17 protein-coding genes are annotated in these 17,481 nt (G+C 40.8%); all 17 read left to right on the top strand.

Annotated elements, in window-relative coordinates:
* Nucleotides 1-232 precede the first annotated feature (232 nt).
* The 17 genes from mnmG to P3J6_RS00885 all read left to right on the top strand — a co-directional run bounded on the left by mnmG (nucleotide 233) and on the right by P3J6_RS00885 (nucleotide 16,800).
* Nucleotides 233-2,122 carry a tRNA uridine-5-carboxymethylaminomethyl(34) synthesis enzyme MnmG gene (mnmG, locus tag P3J6_RS00965; protein WP_198522021.1) on the top strand — a complete coding sequence of 630 codons (1,890 nt, stop codon included), beginning with the start codon at nucleotides 233-235 and terminating at the stop codon, nucleotides 2,120-2,122.
* Between the two features lie 15 nt (nucleotides 2,123-2,137).
* Entirely contained in the window at nucleotides 2,138-2,758 is a 621-nt protein-coding gene (rsmG, locus tag P3J6_RS00960; protein ID WP_198522020.1) for a 16S rRNA (guanine(527)-N(7))-methyltransferase RsmG, read from the top strand.
* Nucleotides 2,759-2,772: 14 nt separating this feature from the next.
* Nucleotides 2,773-3,558 (top strand): ParA family protein, encoded by a 786-nt coding sequence (locus P3J6_RS00955; protein ID WP_008112117.1) that lies wholly within the window; start codon nucleotides 2,773-2,775, stop codon nucleotides 3,556-3,558.
* A 20-nt stretch (nucleotides 3,559-3,578) separates the two neighbouring features.
* Nucleotides 3,579-4,505 carry a ParB/RepB/Spo0J family partition protein gene (locus tag P3J6_RS00950; protein ID WP_008112119.1) on the top strand — a complete coding sequence of 309 codons (927 nt, stop codon included), beginning with the start codon at nucleotides 3,579-3,581 and terminating at the stop codon, nucleotides 4,503-4,505.
* 142 nt (nucleotides 4,506-4,647) lie between these two features.
* Nucleotides 4,648-5,028, top strand: coding sequence for an ATP synthase subunit I (locus P3J6_RS00945; RefSeq protein WP_008112121.1), 381 nt, complete (start codon nucleotides 4,648-4,650; stop codon nucleotides 5,026-5,028).
* Between the two features lie 15 nt (nucleotides 5,029-5,043).
* Nucleotides 5,044-5,901, top strand: a complete 858-nt coding sequence (gene atpB, locus P3J6_RS00940; protein ID WP_008112123.1) for a F0F1 ATP synthase subunit A — start codon at nucleotides 5,044-5,046, stop codon at nucleotides 5,899-5,901.
* Between the two features lie 60 nt (nucleotides 5,902-5,961).
* Complete coding sequence (gene atpE, locus P3J6_RS00935) at nucleotides 5,962-6,195, top strand: F0F1 ATP synthase subunit C (protein WP_004335261.1); 234 nt, start codon at nucleotides 5,962-5,964, stop codon at nucleotides 6,193-6,195.
* A 41-nt stretch (nucleotides 6,196-6,236) separates the two neighbouring features.
* Nucleotides 6,237-6,707 carry a F0F1 ATP synthase subunit B gene (gene atpF, locus P3J6_RS00930; protein ID WP_008112130.1) on the top strand — a complete coding sequence of 157 codons (471 nt, stop codon included), beginning with the start codon at nucleotides 6,237-6,239 and terminating at the stop codon, nucleotides 6,705-6,707.
* Nucleotides 6,708-6,723: 16 nt separating this feature from the next.
* Nucleotides 6,724-7,257, top strand: coding sequence for a F0F1 ATP synthase subunit delta (gene atpH, locus P3J6_RS00925; protein ID WP_087533920.1), 534 nt, complete (start codon nucleotides 6,724-6,726; stop codon nucleotides 7,255-7,257).
* Nucleotides 7,258-7,271: 14 nt separating this feature from the next.
* Nucleotides 7,272-8,813: a F0F1 ATP synthase subunit alpha gene (gene atpA, locus P3J6_RS00920; RefSeq protein ID WP_008112134.1), complete on the top strand. Its 1,542-nt coding sequence runs from the start codon at nucleotides 7,272-7,274 to the stop codon at nucleotides 8,811-8,813.
* Between the two features lie 59 nt (nucleotides 8,814-8,872).
* Nucleotides 8,873-9,733, top strand: a complete 861-nt coding sequence (gene atpG / locus P3J6_RS00915; protein ID WP_008112136.1) for a F0F1 ATP synthase subunit gamma — start codon at nucleotides 8,873-8,875, stop codon at nucleotides 9,731-9,733.
* Between the two features lie 33 nt (nucleotides 9,734-9,766).
* Nucleotides 9,767-11,152 (top strand): F0F1 ATP synthase subunit beta, encoded by a 1,386-nt coding sequence (gene atpD / locus P3J6_RS00910; protein WP_008112138.1) that lies wholly within the window; start codon nucleotides 9,767-9,769, stop codon nucleotides 11,150-11,152.
* A gap of 13 nt (nucleotides 11,153-11,165) precedes the next feature.
* Entirely contained in the window at nucleotides 11,166-11,588 is a 423-nt protein-coding gene (locus P3J6_RS00905) for a F0F1 ATP synthase subunit epsilon (RefSeq protein ID WP_008112140.1), read from the top strand.
* Nucleotides 11,589-11,885: 297 nt separating this feature from the next.
* Nucleotides 11,886-13,244 (top strand): bifunctional UDP-N-acetylglucosamine diphosphorylase/glucosamine-1-phosphate N-acetyltransferase GlmU, encoded by a 1,359-nt coding sequence (glmU, locus tag P3J6_RS00900; RefSeq protein ID WP_198522019.1) that lies wholly within the window; start codon nucleotides 11,886-11,888, stop codon nucleotides 13,242-13,244.
* 294 nt (nucleotides 13,245-13,538) lie between these two features.
* Nucleotides 13,539-14,126 carry a DUF1240 domain-containing protein gene (locus tag P3J6_RS00895; RefSeq protein WP_232735456.1) on the top strand — a complete coding sequence of 196 codons (588 nt, stop codon included), beginning with the start codon at nucleotides 13,539-13,541 and terminating at the stop codon, nucleotides 14,124-14,126.
* Between the two features lie 125 nt (nucleotides 14,127-14,251).
* The gene (locus tag P3J6_RS00890) at nucleotides 14,252-14,857 is read left to right on the top strand and encodes a DUF1240 domain-containing protein (RefSeq protein ID WP_198522018.1); all 606 of its coding nucleotides are present in this window, start codon (nucleotides 14,252-14,254) and stop codon (nucleotides 14,855-14,857) included.
* A 158-nt stretch (nucleotides 14,858-15,015) separates the two neighbouring features.
* Entirely contained in the window at nucleotides 15,016-16,800 is a 1,785-nt protein-coding gene (locus P3J6_RS00885) for a choice-of-anchor I family protein (RefSeq protein ID WP_198522017.1), read from the top strand.
* Nucleotides 16,801-17,481 lie beyond the last annotated feature (681 nt).

Below are 17,481 nucleotides of genomic sequence, written 5' to 3'. Positions count from 1 at the left end.
CTTTAGATCCGATCTAATTATATGTTTTTAATCATGATCTAAAGCTTATCAACAGAAAACCCGATCAGTAGTAGTAATAGTATTAAAAGATCTCTTTAAAAGATCCTTTATATTATTAGAGATCACTTACTTAGATCTTGAGCACTGTTTAATCATTTATCTTCTGCTAATTTCTAGGTAGAATACGCTCCCTTTTGAAGTTTACTGGTTTGATTTAAGTAGGATCCCATTAATGATTTTTCACGAAAATTTTGACGTTATCGTAGTAGGTGGTGGACATGCAGGCACTGAAGCCGCATTGGCAGCTGCCCGTATGGGGATGAATACCCTGCTGCTGACTCACAATATGGATACCCTTGGTCAAATGTCTTGTAACCCAGCAATTGGTGGCATTGGCAAAGGCCATTTGGTTAAAGAAATTGATGCCCTAGGTGGCGCAATGGCTCAAGCTATTGACAAAGGCGGGATCCAATTCCGCACGCTTAATTCTTCTAAAGGCCCTGCTGTACGAGCAACGCGTGCACAAGCGGATCGTGCCTTGTACAAAGCGGCTATTCAAAACACACTTCAAAACCAAGAAAACTTAAAGATTTTTCAGCAATCATGTGATGATCTAATCGTTGAAAATGATCGTGTAACCGGTGTGGTGACACAAATGGGTTTACGTTTTAGTGCACCTAGCGTGGTACTAACCGTGGGTACATTCTTAGGCGGTCAAATTCATATCGGCCTTGAAAATTTCAAAGGTGGCCGAGCTGGCGATCCGCCTTCAATTGCCTTAGCTGATCGCTTACGTGAATTACCATTTAGAGTAGATCGTTTAAAAACCGGCACGCCACCGCGTATTGATGCCCGGACTGTTGATTTTAGTAAAATGCAAGAACAACCAGGTGATGCACCAACACCGGTATTCTCATTTATGGGTAAACAAAGCGACCATCCACGACAAATTCCGTGTTACATCACTTACACCAATGAAAAAACACATGATGTTATTCGCAAAAACTTACATCGCTCACCTATGTACTCAGGTGTTATCGAAGGAATAGGCCCACGTTACTGTCCGTCTATTGAAGATAAAATTGTCCGTTTTGCAGATAAAGATAAACACCAGATATTTGTAGAGCCAGAAGGTTTAACGTCATACGAGTTATACCCTAACGGTATTTCAACTAGCTTACCGTTCGATGTGCAGTTAGAAATTGTGCAATCGATCACCGGCTTTGAGAACGCACACATTTGTCGTCCTGGCTATGCTATTGAATATGACTTTTTTGATCCACGCGATTTAAAACAATCATTAGAAACAAAGTTTATTGATGGCTTATTTTTTGCTGGTCAAATTAATGGTACTACCGGTTACGAAGAAGCGGGTGCGCAAGGTCTGATCGCAGGTATGAATGCAGCATTACAAGTACAAGGTAAAGAGTCGTGGACACCACGTCGTGATGAAGCCTATGTTGGCGTACTGATTGACGACTTAGCAACACTGGGTACAAAAGAACCGTACCGTATGTTTACTAGCCGCGCTGAATACCGTTTGCTACTTCGTGAAGACAACGCTGATATTCGTTTAACTGAAAAAGGTCGTGAACTAGGTCTAGTTAACGATGAACGTTGGCAAGCATTCAACGAAAAAATGGAAGTGATCGCTAAAGAGAAACAGCGTATTAAAGATACCTGGATCCATAAAGATCATGCCATGGTTAATAAAGTAAACGAATTACTTAAAACACCACTTGTGCGTGAAGCCAGCTTAGAAGAATTACTGCGTCGTCCAGAAGTGCGTTATAACGACTTGATGGCGATCGAAGGACTCGGATCTGAGTTCACTAATCAGGCCGCCCTAGAACAGGTTGAAATTCATACGAAGTACGCAGGTTATATCGCGCGTCAACAAGATGAGATCAATAAGCAGCTTCGTCATGAAGAAACAATTTTACCAAAAGAGTTTGATTATAAAACCGTCTCTGGTTTATCAAACGAAGTAGTTGCTAAGCTAATTGATGCTCGTCCAGACACTATCGGCCAAGCTTCGCGTATTTCTGGTATCACCCCAGCGGCGATTTCGCTATTATTAGTGTATCTGAAGAAGCAAGGCTTGTTACGCAAAACTGCGTAACGGTAAAGGTACATTGTGTTACAGCAACAATTAACAACTTTGTTAGCGCAAACTGATATTGCGCTAACACAAAAACAACAGCAACAACTTGTCCGCTATGTTGAATTACTCGATAAGTGGAATAAAGCCTACAATTTAACCTCGGTACGTTTGCCTCAAGAAATGATGGTTAAACATATAATGGATAGCTTAGTTGTTGCTCCTCACTTGACCGGTCATCATTATATTGATGTTGGCACAGGTCCTGGTTTACCAGGCATAGTGTTAGCTATTACCTTACCTGAAACGCAGTTTGTATTATTAGATAGTTTAGGTAAACGTGTACGTTTTTTAATGCATGTTAAACATGAGCTTGGCCTTGATAATGTCACCCCGGTGCAGTCAAGAGTTGAAGAATATCAACCAAGTGTTAAATTAGATGGCGTACTAAGTCGTGCATTTGCATCGTTACAAGATATGATTGACTGGTGCTCGCACTTAATTGATCATTCAGGTAAGTTCATTGCACTTAAAGGGGTATTTCCAAGTGAGGAATTAGACTCACTCCCTACAGGTGTTAAGTTTGAGCAAAAAATTGCATTAGAAGTACCGGATTTAGATGCACAACGACATTTAATAATTCTTTCTAAAGACTAGGGATCAGAGACACTGTGGCAAAAGTCATCGCATTAGCAAATCAAAAAGGTGGAGTAGGTAAAACTACCACTGCCGTTAATCTCGCTGCATCTATGGCTGCAACGAAGCGTAAAGTGCTGTTAATAGATCTCGACCCGCAAGGCAATGCGACCATGGGCAGTGGCGTCGACAAATATGGTGACGTCCCTACTATCTATGACTTGCTCATAGAAGATAAGCCTATTGATGAAGTGATTATTAAAGAAACCTCAGGCGAATATCATATGATTGCTGCAAACGGTGATGTGACCGCTGCAGAAGTTAAGCTGATGGAATTATTTGCGCGAGAAGTACGTTTGCGTAACGCGCTTGAAAAAATACAAGATCAGTATGAGTTTATTTTTATAGACTGCCCGCCTTCTTTAAATATGTTAACCGTTAATGCCATGGCCGCTGCCGATTCTATTTTAGTACCTATGCAATGTGAATATTATGCATTGGAAGGATTAACAGCATTAATGGACACGATTACGCAACTTGCTAAGTTAGTTAACCCTAACTTACAGATTGAAGGCATACTTCGTACTATGTACGATCCGCGTAATCGACTAGCAAATGATGTATCAGAACAATTAAAACAACATTTTGGCGATAAAGTATACCGTACGGTGATCCCACGTAATGTTCGACTTGCAGAAGCCCCAAGTTTTGGTGCCCCAGCAATGTACTACGATCGAGCATCAAGTGGCGCGAAAGCTTATTTAGCTCTCGCTGGTGAAATGCTACGCAGAAAAGAAAAAACAACTCCCGTTGTCGCCTAACTTTGAGGTAAAAAAATAACATGTCTGCTAAAAAACGAGGTTTAGGCCGAGGACTCGATGCGCTTTTAAGTTCATCTAAACCTGCACCAAGCGAAGGCAAGGAACAGGACAATGCTAACGTAACCAGCGCAGTTGAAAATGCAGCGCAGCCTAGTAACAGTGAATTACAAAAACTACCGATCGAGCTTTTACACTCAGGTAAGTACCAACCTCGTAAAGACATGTCTGAAGAGGCACTCGAAGAACTCGCCAGTTCGATACGCTCACAAGGAATTATTCAACCTATCGTTGTGCGCCCTGTTGCGCATAACAGCTACGAGATTATTGCTGGTGAACGTCGTTGGCGTGCTGCGCAAATAGCTAAGCTTGAGTTTGTACCCTGTATTATTAAAGACGTACCTGATGAAGCTGCCGTTGCTATTGCTCTGATTGAAAATATTCAGCGTGAAGACTTAAACGCTATGGAAGAAGCGATTGCACTTAATCGGTTGCTTAATGAGTTTGAGTTAACGCATCAACAAGTGGCTGATGCAGTTGGTAAATCACGTACGACCGTGACTAACTTATTACGCTTAAATAATCTAAATAACGATGTAAAAATTTTGTTAGAGCATGGTGACATTGAAATGGGCCACGCACGTTGCCTGTTAGCACTTGAAGGTGAAGTGCAATCAGATGCAGCCCGTTTAGCTGTTGCAAAGGCATTGACCGTTCGCGAAACAGAAAAACTAGTACGCTCTATTTTAGAGCCAGCTCCAGCAAAAGAAGTAATAGAAAAAGACCCAGATGTTAAACAGTTAGAGCAGCAGCTTGCTGATAACCTAGGGGCAAAGGTAGAAATAAATTACAACAAAAAAGGCAAAGGGAAGTTGGTTATTTCTTACACTAATCTTGACGAGTTAGACGGTATTTTAAACCGTATCAATCAAGACTATTCCCACCATTAATTCATTGGATGTCTAAAAAGGGACATTTACAGCGATTTTGTGTTACAAAGCACCTACTCAAGTTGCAAAACTGGCAGGATTAAGTATAATTTCGCCAGTTTTCATACCCTGACAATTAGAGCGTCATAAAGGTTAATTAAAAGTGACTAATAAGTTAGCGAGCCCGTATAGGCTTGCCGCATTAAAATTAATTTGCCTTCAGGGATTTGTAGCCCTTTTAGCTGCACTAATAATTTTTATAGGTTGGGAAACCAATGCCGCACTTTCAGCTCTAGCTGGTGGCGCAGTCGCAGTACTTCCTAACTTTGTATTTGCGCTTTATGCATTCAGATATATGGGTGCAAGTCGAGCAAATCAAGCGTATGCCTCGTTAAAACGCGGCAACGGATTAAAATTTATGCTAACAATCGTTTTGTTTGCACTAATGCTAAAGCTTTATCCGGTAGTACTGCTACCTTTCTTTTGTGCTTATGTGTTGGTGTTGTTTACAGGATTGTTTACACCCGTTTTTTTTAAACATTAACTTTTGGGATATAACATGGCTGCAGAAGAAGTTACTCTATCTAGCCATATTCAGCACCACTTAACCAATGCTAAGATGTGCTCGACCGACGCTGGTCTTGCCTTCAATAAAGCATGTACGGATAGTGGCTTCTGGACATGGCATATAGATACCCTCGCATGGTCTATCGGACTAGGTCTAATATTTTTATGGATCTTCCGTAGTGCCGCAAAAAAATCAACTCTGGGTGTACCTGGAAAACTTCAATGTTTCATTGAAATGGTTGTTGAGTTCGTTGGCGACAACGTACGCGATACCTTCCACGGGAAAAGTAAGCTAATTGCACCATTAGCATTAACAATATTCGTTTGGATATTCTTAATGAACTTAATGGATTTAATCCCAGTTGACTTCCTACCTGCATTTGCTGGCTTTGTTGGCGAAACTGCATTCGGTATGGATTCACACGACGTATACATGAAAATTGTACCAACTACAGATATCAACATGACAGCTGCACTTGCGCTTGGCGTGTTCATTCTAATGATTGGTTACTCAATTAAAATCAAAGGTATCGGCGGTTTTATTAAAGAACTAACACTTCACCCGTTTAGTTCAAACAATACAGCTATGCAGATTCTTTTAATCCCATTCAACCTATTACTAGAACTTATCGCATTGGTTTCTAAGCCGTTTTCACTGGCTCTGCGTTTGTTCGGTAACTTATATGCAGGTGAGTTAATCTTCATCCTTATAGGTGCTGTAGGTTTAATGCAACTACCGTTGCACTTTGTGTGGGCTGTATTCCATATCTTAGTAATCGTATTGCAGGCATTCGTATTCATGATGCTTACAATCGTATACCTAAGCATGGCAAGTTCAGATAATCACTAATCACTAATTTATAACTTTTAATTTTTACTTTTAATTACAATTGAAACTTTGGAGAAAAAAATGGAACTAGTATTAGGTCTTAAGTACATCGCAGTAGCTTTACTTATCGGCTTCGGTGCAATCGGCACGGCAATCGGTTTTGGTAACATGGGCGGTAAATTCCTTGAAGCATGTGCGCGTCAACCTGAGCTTGCACCATCGCTACAAGTTAAAATGTTTATCCTTGCTGGTCTAATCGATGCTGTAGCAATGATTGGTGTTGGTATCGCGATGGTATTGTTGTTCGTACTTTAATTTTATTTTTTGAACAGCTTACTATTTAAGGAGGAGCGGTTGTGAACTTAAACGCCACTCTTATCGGTGAATTAATTGCGTTTACGGTGTTCGTATTATTTTGTATGAAATACGTATGGCCACCACTAAACGGTGCAATTGAAGCTCGCCAGAAGAAAATCGAAGATGGTTTAGCTGCCTCTGATAGAGCCGAGAAAGACTTAGAACTAGCGCAACAGAAAGCTGCAGAACAGCTTAAAGATGCAAAGGCTCAAGCGGCTGATATCATTGATCAAGCTAAAAAGCGTGCCGTGCTAATTGTTGACGAAGAAACTGTTCGTGGTCAGCAAGAGCGTGAAAAAATTATTGCTCAAGGGCACTCTGAAATTGAATCAGAGCGTAACCGTGTGACAGAAGAGCTACGTAAGCAAGTAGCAACTCTGGCAGTGGTTGGCGCAGAAAGAATTTTAGAGCGCGAAATCAATCAAGCCGCACATAGTGACATCGTTGAAAAACTTGTCGCTGAGCTGTAATTAGGAGGGTATGAGCATGTCTGAATTGACTACTATCGCTCGCCCATACGCTAAAGCGGCTTTTGAACTTGCCGTTGAAAAAGGCGCTATTGATAGCTGGAATGACATGTTGTTCTTTGCTGGCCACGTTGCCAGCAATGAACAGGCATCTACCATTTTAGCTGGATTGCCTACTGCTACTGCACAAGCTGAGTTATTTATTAACTTATGTGGTGAGCAGCTCAACGAACAAGGTCAGAACCTAGTTAAGGTGATGGCTGAAAATGGACGTTTGATTGCACTACCTGAAGTTGCTCATTTATTTTCTGCTTTAAAAGCGGACTATGAAAAAGAAATCGATATTGATGTGATTTCGGCAACTCCTCTTGCTGCAGCGCAGCAAGAATCACTGGTAGCGGCACTTGAAAAACGTTTCGCACGCAAAGTTAAGCTGAATTGTAGTGAAGACGCTACAGTAGTTGGCGGCCTTATTATTAAGGCAGGCGACACTGTAATTGACGGCTCTTTACGCGGTAAATTAAATCGCTTAGCCACAACACTACAATCGTAATTGGGAAAAAGAGCATGCAACTTAATTCCACTGAAATTTCAGATCTGATCAAACAACGTATTGAGAAGTTCGAAGTTGTAAGTGAAGCTCGTAACGAAGGTACAATTGTATCTGTTACTGACGGTATCATTCGCATCCACGGTCTAGCTGACTGTATGCAAGGTGAGATGATTGAGCTTCCTGGCAACCGTTATGCTATCGCACTAAACCTTGAGCGTGACTCAATTGGTGCAGTAGTAATGGGTCCTTACGCTGACCTTACAGAAGGCGTAAAAGTATACACTACTGGTCGTATCTTAGAAGTTCCTGTTGGTGCGGGTCTACTTGGTCGTGTTGTAAACACGCTAGGTGCTCCTATCGATGGTAAAGGCGCTTTAGATAACGACGGTTTTGAACCTGTAGAAAAAATTGCACCAGGTGTAATCGAGCGTCAATCAGTAGATGAGCCAGTACAAACTGGTTACAAATCTATCGATGCGATGATTCCAGTTGGTCGTGGTCAGCGTGAGCTTGTTATCGGTGACCGCCAAACAGGTAAAACTGCACTAGCAATCGATGCAATCATCAACCAAAAAGACACAGGCGTTAAGTGTGTGTACGTAGCGGTTGGTCAAAAAGCATCTACTATTGCTAACGTAGTACGTAAATTAGAAGAGCACGGTGCACTTGCAAATACTATCGTAGTTGTAGCATCTGCTTCTGAATCTGCGGCACTTCAGTACTTAGCACCGTTCTCGGGCTGTACTATGGGTGAATACTTCCGTGACCGTGGTGAAAACGCATTAATCGTATATGATGATTTATCTAAGCAAGCTGTTGCTTACCGTCAAATCTCATTGCTACTTAAGCGTCCACCAGGCCGTGAAGCATACCCAGGTGACGTATTCTACCTTCACTCGCGTCTTTTAGAGCGTGCATCACGTGTAAACACTGATTACGTAGAAAAGTTCACTAATGGTGAAGTGAAAGGTAAAACAGGTTCATTGACGGCATTGCCTATCATTGAAACTCAAGGCGGCGACGTTTCTGCGTTCGTACCGACAAACGTTATCTCTATCACCGATGGTCAGATCTTCTTAGAAACTGACTTATTCAACTCAGGTATCCGTCCGGCAGTAAATGCTGGTATCTCGGTATCGCGTGTTGGTGGTGCTGCACAAACTAAAATCGTTAAGAAACTAGGTGGCGGTATCCGTCTAGCCCTAGCTCAGTACCGTGAATTAGCTGCGTTCTCGCAGTTCGCGTCTGACCTTGATGATGCTACTCGTGCTCAACTTGAGCATGGTGAGCGTGTAACAGAGCTAATGAAGCAGAAACAGTACGCGCCAATGTCTGTTGCTGAAATGTCTTTGTCGTTATTCGCAGCTGAGAAAGGTTACTTGCAAGACATCGAAATCTCTAAAATCATGGATTTCGAAGCGGCATTACTTTCTTTCGCAAATAGCACATACGCAGAGCTTATGGCTCAAATCAATGAAACTGGTAACTACAACGCCGAGATCGAAGCGCAGCTTAAAGAACTTCTAGAGAAGTGCAAGTCTACGCAAACTTGGTAATTTAGTTATTAATGGTGTGCTTTATATCCTAAGGCACACCTTGATTCGGAGAGAGAGTCATGGCCAGCGGAAAAGAGATTAAAAGCAAGATCGGCAGTATTAAAAATACTCAAAAGATCACTAGCGCAATGGAAATGGTTGCTGCGTCTAAAATGAAAAAGGCGCAAGAACGAGTGGCTTCAAGCCGTCCATACGCTGAAAAATTACGTAAAGTGATTGGTCGTGTTGCTCAAGCAAATCTTGATTTTACTCACCCGTTCTTAGAAGAGCGTGAAGTAAAACGAGTTGGTTATATTGTTATCTCTACTGACCGTGGTCTATGTGGCGGCTTAAACTCAAATGAGTTTAAAAAAGTTGCATTAGACATTAAAGCGTGGAAAGAGAAAGGCGTAGATGCTGATTTTGCTACTTTAGGTAGTAAAGCAGCTGGCTTTTTTCAACGTTTTGGTGGTCAAGTGCTTGCTAAAAAAGCAGGTCTTGGAGATAAGCCTTCAGTACAGGACGTAATTGGTCCGGTAAAAATAATGCTAGATGCATTCTCTGAAGGTAAAATTGACCGTTTATTCCTGGTATATAACAACTTTGTTAATACCATGAAGCAAGAGCCAATAGTAGATCAGTTACTCCCTTTGCCAAAAGCTGAAGAAGAAGTATCTACACATGCGTGGGATTACTTATATGAACCAAACCCAGAGGCTATTTTAGAGTCTTTGCTAGTACGTTTCATTGAGTCTCAGGTATACCAAGGTGTAGTTGAAAACGCTGCCTCTGAACAGGCTGCCCGCATGGTTGCAATGAAAGCTGCAACTGATAATGCCGGTGACCTTATGGATGAGTTACAGCTTGTATATAACAAAGCTCGCCAAGCAGCAATCACACAAGAAATTAGTGAGATTTGTTCTGGTTCAGCAGCAGTTTAATGCTTCAGGCAAAGATTAACGAGAGGAATAGACATGAGTTTAGGTAAGGTCGTCCAAATTATCGGCGCCGTTGTGGATATCGAATTTCCACAAGACAGCGTGCCAGCCGTATATGACGCGCTAAAAGTAACAGATGGCGATTTAGCTGGTTTGACTTTAGAAGTTCAACAGCAGCTAGGTGGCGGTGTGGTACGTACTATCGCACTAGGTACTACAGACGGTTTACGTCGTGGTGCTTCAGTAGAAAACACAGGCGAAGCAATTCAAGTTCCAGTTGGTACTAAGACCCTAGGTCGTATCATGAACGTACTTGGTGAGCCAATTGATGAAGCAGGTCCAATCGGTGAAGACGAGCGTATGTCTATCCACCGTGCAGCACCTACTTACGAAGAGCAATCAAGCTCAGTTGAACTTTTAGAAACGGGTATCAAGGTAATCGACCTTGTATGTCCATTCGCTAAAGGTGGTAAAGTTGGTTTATTCGGTGGTGCCGGTGTTGGTAAAACCGTAAACATGATGGAACTTATCCGTAACATCGCAATCGAGCACAGTGGCTACTCAGTATTCGCAGGTGTTGGTGAGCGTACTCGTGAGGGTAACGATTTCTACCATGAGATGAACGATTCAAACGTACTTGATAAAGTATCGCTTGTATACGGTCAGATGAACGAGCCACCGGGTAACCGTTTACGCGTAGCGTTAACAGGTCTTACTATGGCTGAGAAGTTCCGTGACGAAGGTCGCGACGTACTTTTCTTCGTAGATAACATCTACCGTTACACACTTGCGGGTACAGAAGTATCAGCACTTCTTGGTCGTATGCCATCAGCGGTAGGTTACCAGCCTACACTTGCTGAAGAAATGGGTGTACTTCAAGAGCGTATCGCATCTACTAAGACTGGTTCAATTACTTCAATCCAAGCGGTATACGTACCTGCGGATGATTTAACGGATCCATCTCCAGCAACAACGTTTGCTCACTTAGATGCAACAGTGGTACTTTCACGTGATATCGCATCACTAGGTATCTACCCAGCGGTAGACCCTCTTGATTCATCTTCACGTCAGCTTGATCCACAAGTAATCGGTGAAGAGCATTATGGTATAGCGCGCGGCGTTCAAACAGTTCTTCAGCGTTACAAAGAACTTAAAGACATCATCGCGATTCTAGGTATGGACGAGCTTTCTGACGAAGATAAGCAACTTGTATCTCGTGCACGTAAAATCCAGCGTTTCCTATCTCAGCCATTCTTCGTGGCAGAGGTATTTACAGGTGCGCCAGGTAAATACGTTTCACTTAAAGACACAATTGCAGGCTTCAAAGGTATCTTAAACGGTGAGTTTGATGATATGCCAGAGCAAGCGTTCTACATGGTTGGCTCTATTGAAGAAGCTCAAGAAAAAGCCAAAAGCATGTAATTAGGAGGGTAGTATGGCAGCTATGACTGTACATCTTGATGTAGTAAGTGCTGAAGAGAAATTATTTTCTGGTTTAGTAGAATCTATTCAAGTATCTGGTAGTGAAGGTGAGTTAGGTGTTAATGCCGGTCACGCCCCACTACTAACTGCCCTTAAACCTGGTATGGTACGTTTAGTTAAGCAATTTGGTGAAGAAGAACTCATCTATATTGCTGGCGGTACACTAGAAGTTCAACCGAACATAGTGACCGTACTTGCTGATACAGCTGTTCGTGGTGAAGACCTGGACGAGAAAGCTGCAGAGCAAGCTAAACGTGACGCTGAAGCCCAAATGGCAAAAGGTGCATCTGCTGAGCTTGATTACAATCAAGCCGCAATGCAACTAGCTGAAGCAATTGCTCAGCTACGCGTTATTCAGCAATTACGTAAAAAGTAAGCCTATCTGGTTTTTAAAAGCCCACTTTATGTGGGCTTTTTTGTGCCTGATGATAAATCCCGTCGCTATTTGTAAATAAATTAATCGTTATGGCTAATATCTCTTCATTATTACTTATATCTGCGCAAGATCCTCGCTACAATAATCCTATTCTATTAGGTGTTACTTTGCTTAAGTTAAGATTCAGTAGCCATTGCTTAGCCTACTGAGTATTTGCACATGATGTGACTTACGTAATCTACTTTGCAGCACACTTATTCTATTAAGCTAAAACAACGGAAAAAGGAAATTGTTTTAATGGCTCTAACAACGGTTATTCTTGCAGCGGGTAAAGGTACCCGTATGCGTTCTGCTCTTCCTAAGGTACTGCATAAAGTGGCAGGTAAACCTATGGTGCAACATGTTATCGATAATGCCAATGCGCTAGGTGCAACCTCTACTAACTTAGTTTATGGTCACGGCGGCGAACTATTACAACAACAATTAGCCGATAATAACGTAAACTGGGTGCTGCAAGCTGAGCAGCTAGGTACAGGCCACGCAGTGGCACAAGCAAATCCTCATATTAACGATAACGACACTGTACTGGTTTTATATGGTGACGTACCTTTAACTAAGCAATCTACACTTGAACGTTTATTAGCAGCGACACCTAAAAATGGCTTAGCAGTGTTAACCGTTAATCTAGCAAACCCAAATGGTTACGGGCGTATGCTACGTGTTGATGGCAAGCTAGTGGGTATTGTTGAACAAAAAGATGCCAATGCAGAGCAGTTACTTATTAACGAAGTAAACACCGGTATTATGGCGGTTAATGGCAAGCTTTTAAAAACATGGTTAGGTAATTTATCTAACAATAATGCTCAAGGCGAATACTACCTAACAGATATAGTCGCTATGGCGCACAGTGAAGGTGTAGAAATTACATCAGCACAGCCAGATCACCCAATGGAAGTTGAAGGTGCAAATAACCGCGTACAACTTGCAGGATTAGAGCGTGCTTACCAAGCATGGCAAGCAGAAGAACTCATGCTAAATGGGGCCACCCTTGCCGACCCTGCACGTATTGACGTACGTGGCGACGTTAAAACAGGTGAAGATGTCCTCATCGATATCAACGTTATTTTTGAAGGCACAGTAACCTTGGGTAATAACGTACAAATTGGCCCTAACTGCGTACTTAAAAACTGTAGCATTGGCGATAATGTTATTATTAAAGCCAATACACTAATTGAAGATGCATCAGTTGCGGCTCAATGTACACTCGGTCCATACGCCCGCCTTCGCCCTGGTGCAGTAATGGAAGAAGACTCGCACATTGGCAATTTTGTCGAAATGAAAAAAACCCGTTTAGGTAAGGGTTCTAAAGCAAACCACTTAAGTTACTTAGGCGATGCTGAAATTGGCAAAAAAGTGAATATTGGCGCAGGCACTATTACCTGTAACTACGATGGCGTGAATAAAGCCAAAACAATTATTGGCGATAATGCCTTTATAGGGTCTAACTCGTCACTGGTTGCTCCTGTAAATATTGGTGCTACAGCAACCGTTGGCGCAGGCTCTGTTATTACCAATGCCGTAGCGGATGATCAGCTAGCCGTAGCACGTGGCAAGCAACGCAATTTAGATGGTTGGAAACGCCCAGTTAAAAAATAAGTAATGACCATTACTTATTAAATATTTAAAGCGAGTTTAAAAACTCGCTTTTTATTGTCTAAATATTTTTAATTAATTAGATTACTCAATAACGTATATAAAATATAACTGAAGGAAGTGCGGCATGTCAGCTTATGCTCGTCGTGCAATCGTTGAAAGGAAACCCGAAGCTAGTTAAAAAGTATATTATCAGGTAATGGTCTATTCATTATTAATAAGCTTTAATAAAGCACTGAGTGAAGACCCTTATGGAGTATTCGGTGCATTATTTGGGGTTCCGAGCATAAAAATATTATGAAAATATTTAAATGGGAAAAAGCAAGTAAGAGTGGCAGAAACCTCGCTTTTAAAGAATTATGTATAAACTTGTTAGGGTCTATCGTAATTTGCATTCTTTGCTTTGCTCTAATTTATACCGTCACCTCAGAAATTAGTTTACTGGAAGCTGTTGGGTCTAGTTCTTTTATTAAAGAAAAAAGTGGAAAGGTTCTTTTACTTTTTTTCCTTTTCCCTTTTTCTTTATTTTTTTTAGCTTCTATTCAGAAGTTATTAAATTATAAATCTGAATACTTAATGACAGGCTTTGTTAAAGGGTTGTTTATTGCATTACCTTTATTTCTTTTGCTAGTAATCCCTTTCAACTTGTATATAGAGTCATATATAAAAAGCAATGGCTATACTTATTGTAATTGGTATACCAGACCATCATTCAGAGGTCCCGATGTTTGGTTAAACAATGACGAGTTATGCTTACAAGATGGTTCTGTAATCACTAGTGATATTTATGATTGGTTTGAAATGCATAATCAAAAAGGAATTGAGCCAACACTTAATGAACTTGAAGTTTTTATACAAGAGACTAGAGCAGAGTATAATCGTTAAAATTAACTCAAAATTGCTGCAGTCGTTTTTATTTAAAATAACCAGCTAAGCTAAATAATTTTATCGAGGGGATTTTTCTGGCTTCCAGAGGTAAATTTCACCCTAATAAAAATGAGTTATAAACAATGTCTATTTTAGAATGGGAAAAATCCGAAGAACGTTTTACAGAACAAAGCTTCGAGCATAAATTAACTGTTGTGATAGGCCTGTTTGCTTTTATATTATTTACAATGGCTTTATTTTATTTCTCTTATTATGGGTTTGTTGAAAATGTTTATTTTGATGAGTCGCTTTATTATATTCGAGAAAGCGGCTTGTTGGCTCCGATAATAGTAATGGCTCCATTTCCTGTTTTAATGACAATTGCAGGCTTACAAAAAGTATTGAACTTCCGCAATGAAAAAACAGTAAGGTTAATGGTAAAGCTTATGCTGCGCGCAATACCTTTATATATAATTTTATCTATTGTTAATAGCTTTTACATTGAATCTAAATTAACACGTGAGGGATATAGCTTTTGTAATTGGTATACCAGTCCATCATTCAGAGGTCCCGATGTTTGGCTAAAAAATGATGAATTATGCCTACAGGGTGGCTCTGTCATAATCAGTGATGTTACCGATTGGTTTGAACATAAAAATCAACAAGGTATTGAACCTTCCGTTGATGAGTTAAAAGAGTTTATAAAAATAACTCGAAAAAGGCGCGATGATTATATAAATAATATGTAGCAGCCAGTCCATTTAAATGAGTAACAGGCCAAGCCCTATTTAAAGCGAGTTTCATAACTCGCTTTTTTATTGTCTAAATATTCTATAAATAAAAATGCCATGCTGTTGTCATCCCTGTGTGTTGATATTTAACTAATACAACACTAAGGAAAACAATAATGTTAAACAAATCAATAATAGCCCTTTCTTTGCTATCACTATTAACTGGTTGCTCACTAGATGGTGATGACGGCCAAGATGGCGCACAGGGTGTACAAGGTACAGCGGGTAATAATGGCGAAAACGGCACTAATGCAAATTCAGCTTTAAATATCAAACTTATTGGCCGCGCAGTACTCAATGCACAAAGCCCGGAAGGGGCAGCTGAAATAGTCGCCTACCAAGCCTCTAAAAAATGGATTTATGCCATTAATAGCTCTGGTGATGAAGCTGTTGTGAATATCATTCCTGCCGATACGTTCGACACCGCTGCATTAGTAAAAGATAACGAAGGTATTGTAACCGCGACCAACTTAGCCTCCGCCATTACGCTCTCACTAAATGAAAATACGCCTGGCGATGCAAACAGCATAGCTATCGATGCAAATAACCAATTATTAGCGGTAGCAATGGCTGCTACAAACGTGGGCGAAGCTGGCCAAATAGCGTTTTACAATATTGGCGGAGATACACCAGTATTTATTAAAAATGTAACAGTAGGTGCCCTACCCGACATGGTGACATTTAGCCATGATGGTGCAAAAGTAGTGGTTGCTAATGAAGGTGAACCTAATGGCGACTACAGTATCGACCCCGAAGGCACTATCAGCATTATCGATATTAATAACGGCACTATTGCCGATACTGCTATGAGCATAAACTTTCAAGCTTACAATAATAAGCAAGCAGAATTAGAAGCGCAGGGTTTAGTGTTTGCCAATCCTACTGGACGTACTATTAATGGTAATTTAATAAATACCACCGTCGCTATGGATTTAGAGCCAGAGTATGTGAGTATTTCCAAGGATAATAAATACGCCTATGTCTCTATTCAAGAAAATAACGCTCTAGCTATCATCAATCTTGAAGATAATTCCCTTGAGCTAAAAGGGCTCGGTTTTAAAGATTGGTCAAACTTACAATTTGACGCTTCAGACAAAGACGGCGGTGTTAACTTTAAATCATACCCTGGTTTATATGGCATGTATCAGCCAGATACAATTGCAAGTTTTAGTTGGAAAGGAGCCAACTTTATTGTATCTGCCAACGAGGGTGATGCACGCGAATACTTTTTTGATGCCAGCGATGAAGCTGATTGCATCGCTCAGGGCGGCCTTGATTATGACGCTAAAGATGGGTGTTTGGCATATATAGATGAAAGCCGCGTAGAAGATCTAGCTCTCGCAGCTAACTTCGATTACTTAAATAACGATGATAACGACATTGGTCGTTTAAAAGTTACAACAGTAAAAGGTGATAAAAATAACGACGGCCAATACGAATCGCTTTATGCTTATGGCGCACGGTCATTTACCATTTGGGATAGCAATGGGCTGGTGGTGTTTGACTCAGGCGATCAAGTTGCACGAGTAACCGCTTCTGTTCATGGCAATGCATTCAATAATAACGAAGATGAAAATAAAGGCGATACACGCTCAGATGATAAAGGGGCAGAACCCGAAGCGCTAACATTAGGTGAGGTTGGCGATAGGTTATTTGCTTTTGTTGGCTTAGAGCGTATGGGCACAATAATGGTGTTTGATATAACCAACCCTTATGATGTGAAATTTCAAGATTACTTCTATAATCGTGGTTTAGAACCAAGTGCAGATATAAGTGGCGACCTTGCTCCTGAAGGAATGACATTTGTTCCTGCAGCGCAAAGTGCAACAAACGAAGCACTGCTCATAGTAGGTAATGAAATCTCAGGCTCAATTGCCGTATGGGAAATAGCAACTCAGTAATTAATAAAGTGTTATGTAAAAGCGATTAGCAGTTATCTATAAATCGCTTTTACTTCCTCCCCCTCTTGCGATCATGCTTTGTGTGAATGAATTTTAATCAAAAACAGCCCTGTAGCCCTTTGTTTGTATGGTTATTGTACTAAATTGAAATTAATTTAATAAAACTGAAATAAAGCATTGACCCTCTCCAGAATATCCCTATAATGCGCATCCACTGACCCGGCAGGCAGCAATGAAAAGCGCTGAACAAACGGTAAGTGAGTCGAGTAAAACTTAGCTTTCAAATCTTTTAAAAGAAACTGAAAATTAAGTGTTGACAAAAAAATAGGAAAGCGTAGTATGCGCAGCCCTAGCGAGATAAAGTTTAACACTTTAATCGCAACGTTCTTTAACAATATAAAGCAATCATCTGTGTGGGCACTCGTACAGATTGAGTTCTAACAGCCAAGCTTAGTTTACTAAGTGAGGCAAACAAATTTAGAGTCTCAATTGAAACTGAGTGACCAACAGCAATAAACTTATTTATTGCAGCACAGTCAATTCAATATCGAAAGATATTAAATAAATTCAGAATTCATTGAGCTGTCGAAAGACATAAAACTTTTTAATTGAAGAGTTTGATCATGGCTCAGATTGAACGCTGGCGGCAGGCCTAACACATGCAAGTCGAGCGGTAACAGA

The organism is Pseudoalteromonas sp. 3J6, from assembly GCF_903995135.1.
GTDB lineage: Bacteria > Pseudomonadota > Gammaproteobacteria > Enterobacterales > Alteromonadaceae > Pseudoalteromonas.
This window is presented reverse-complemented; position numbering and strand designations above follow the sequence as displayed.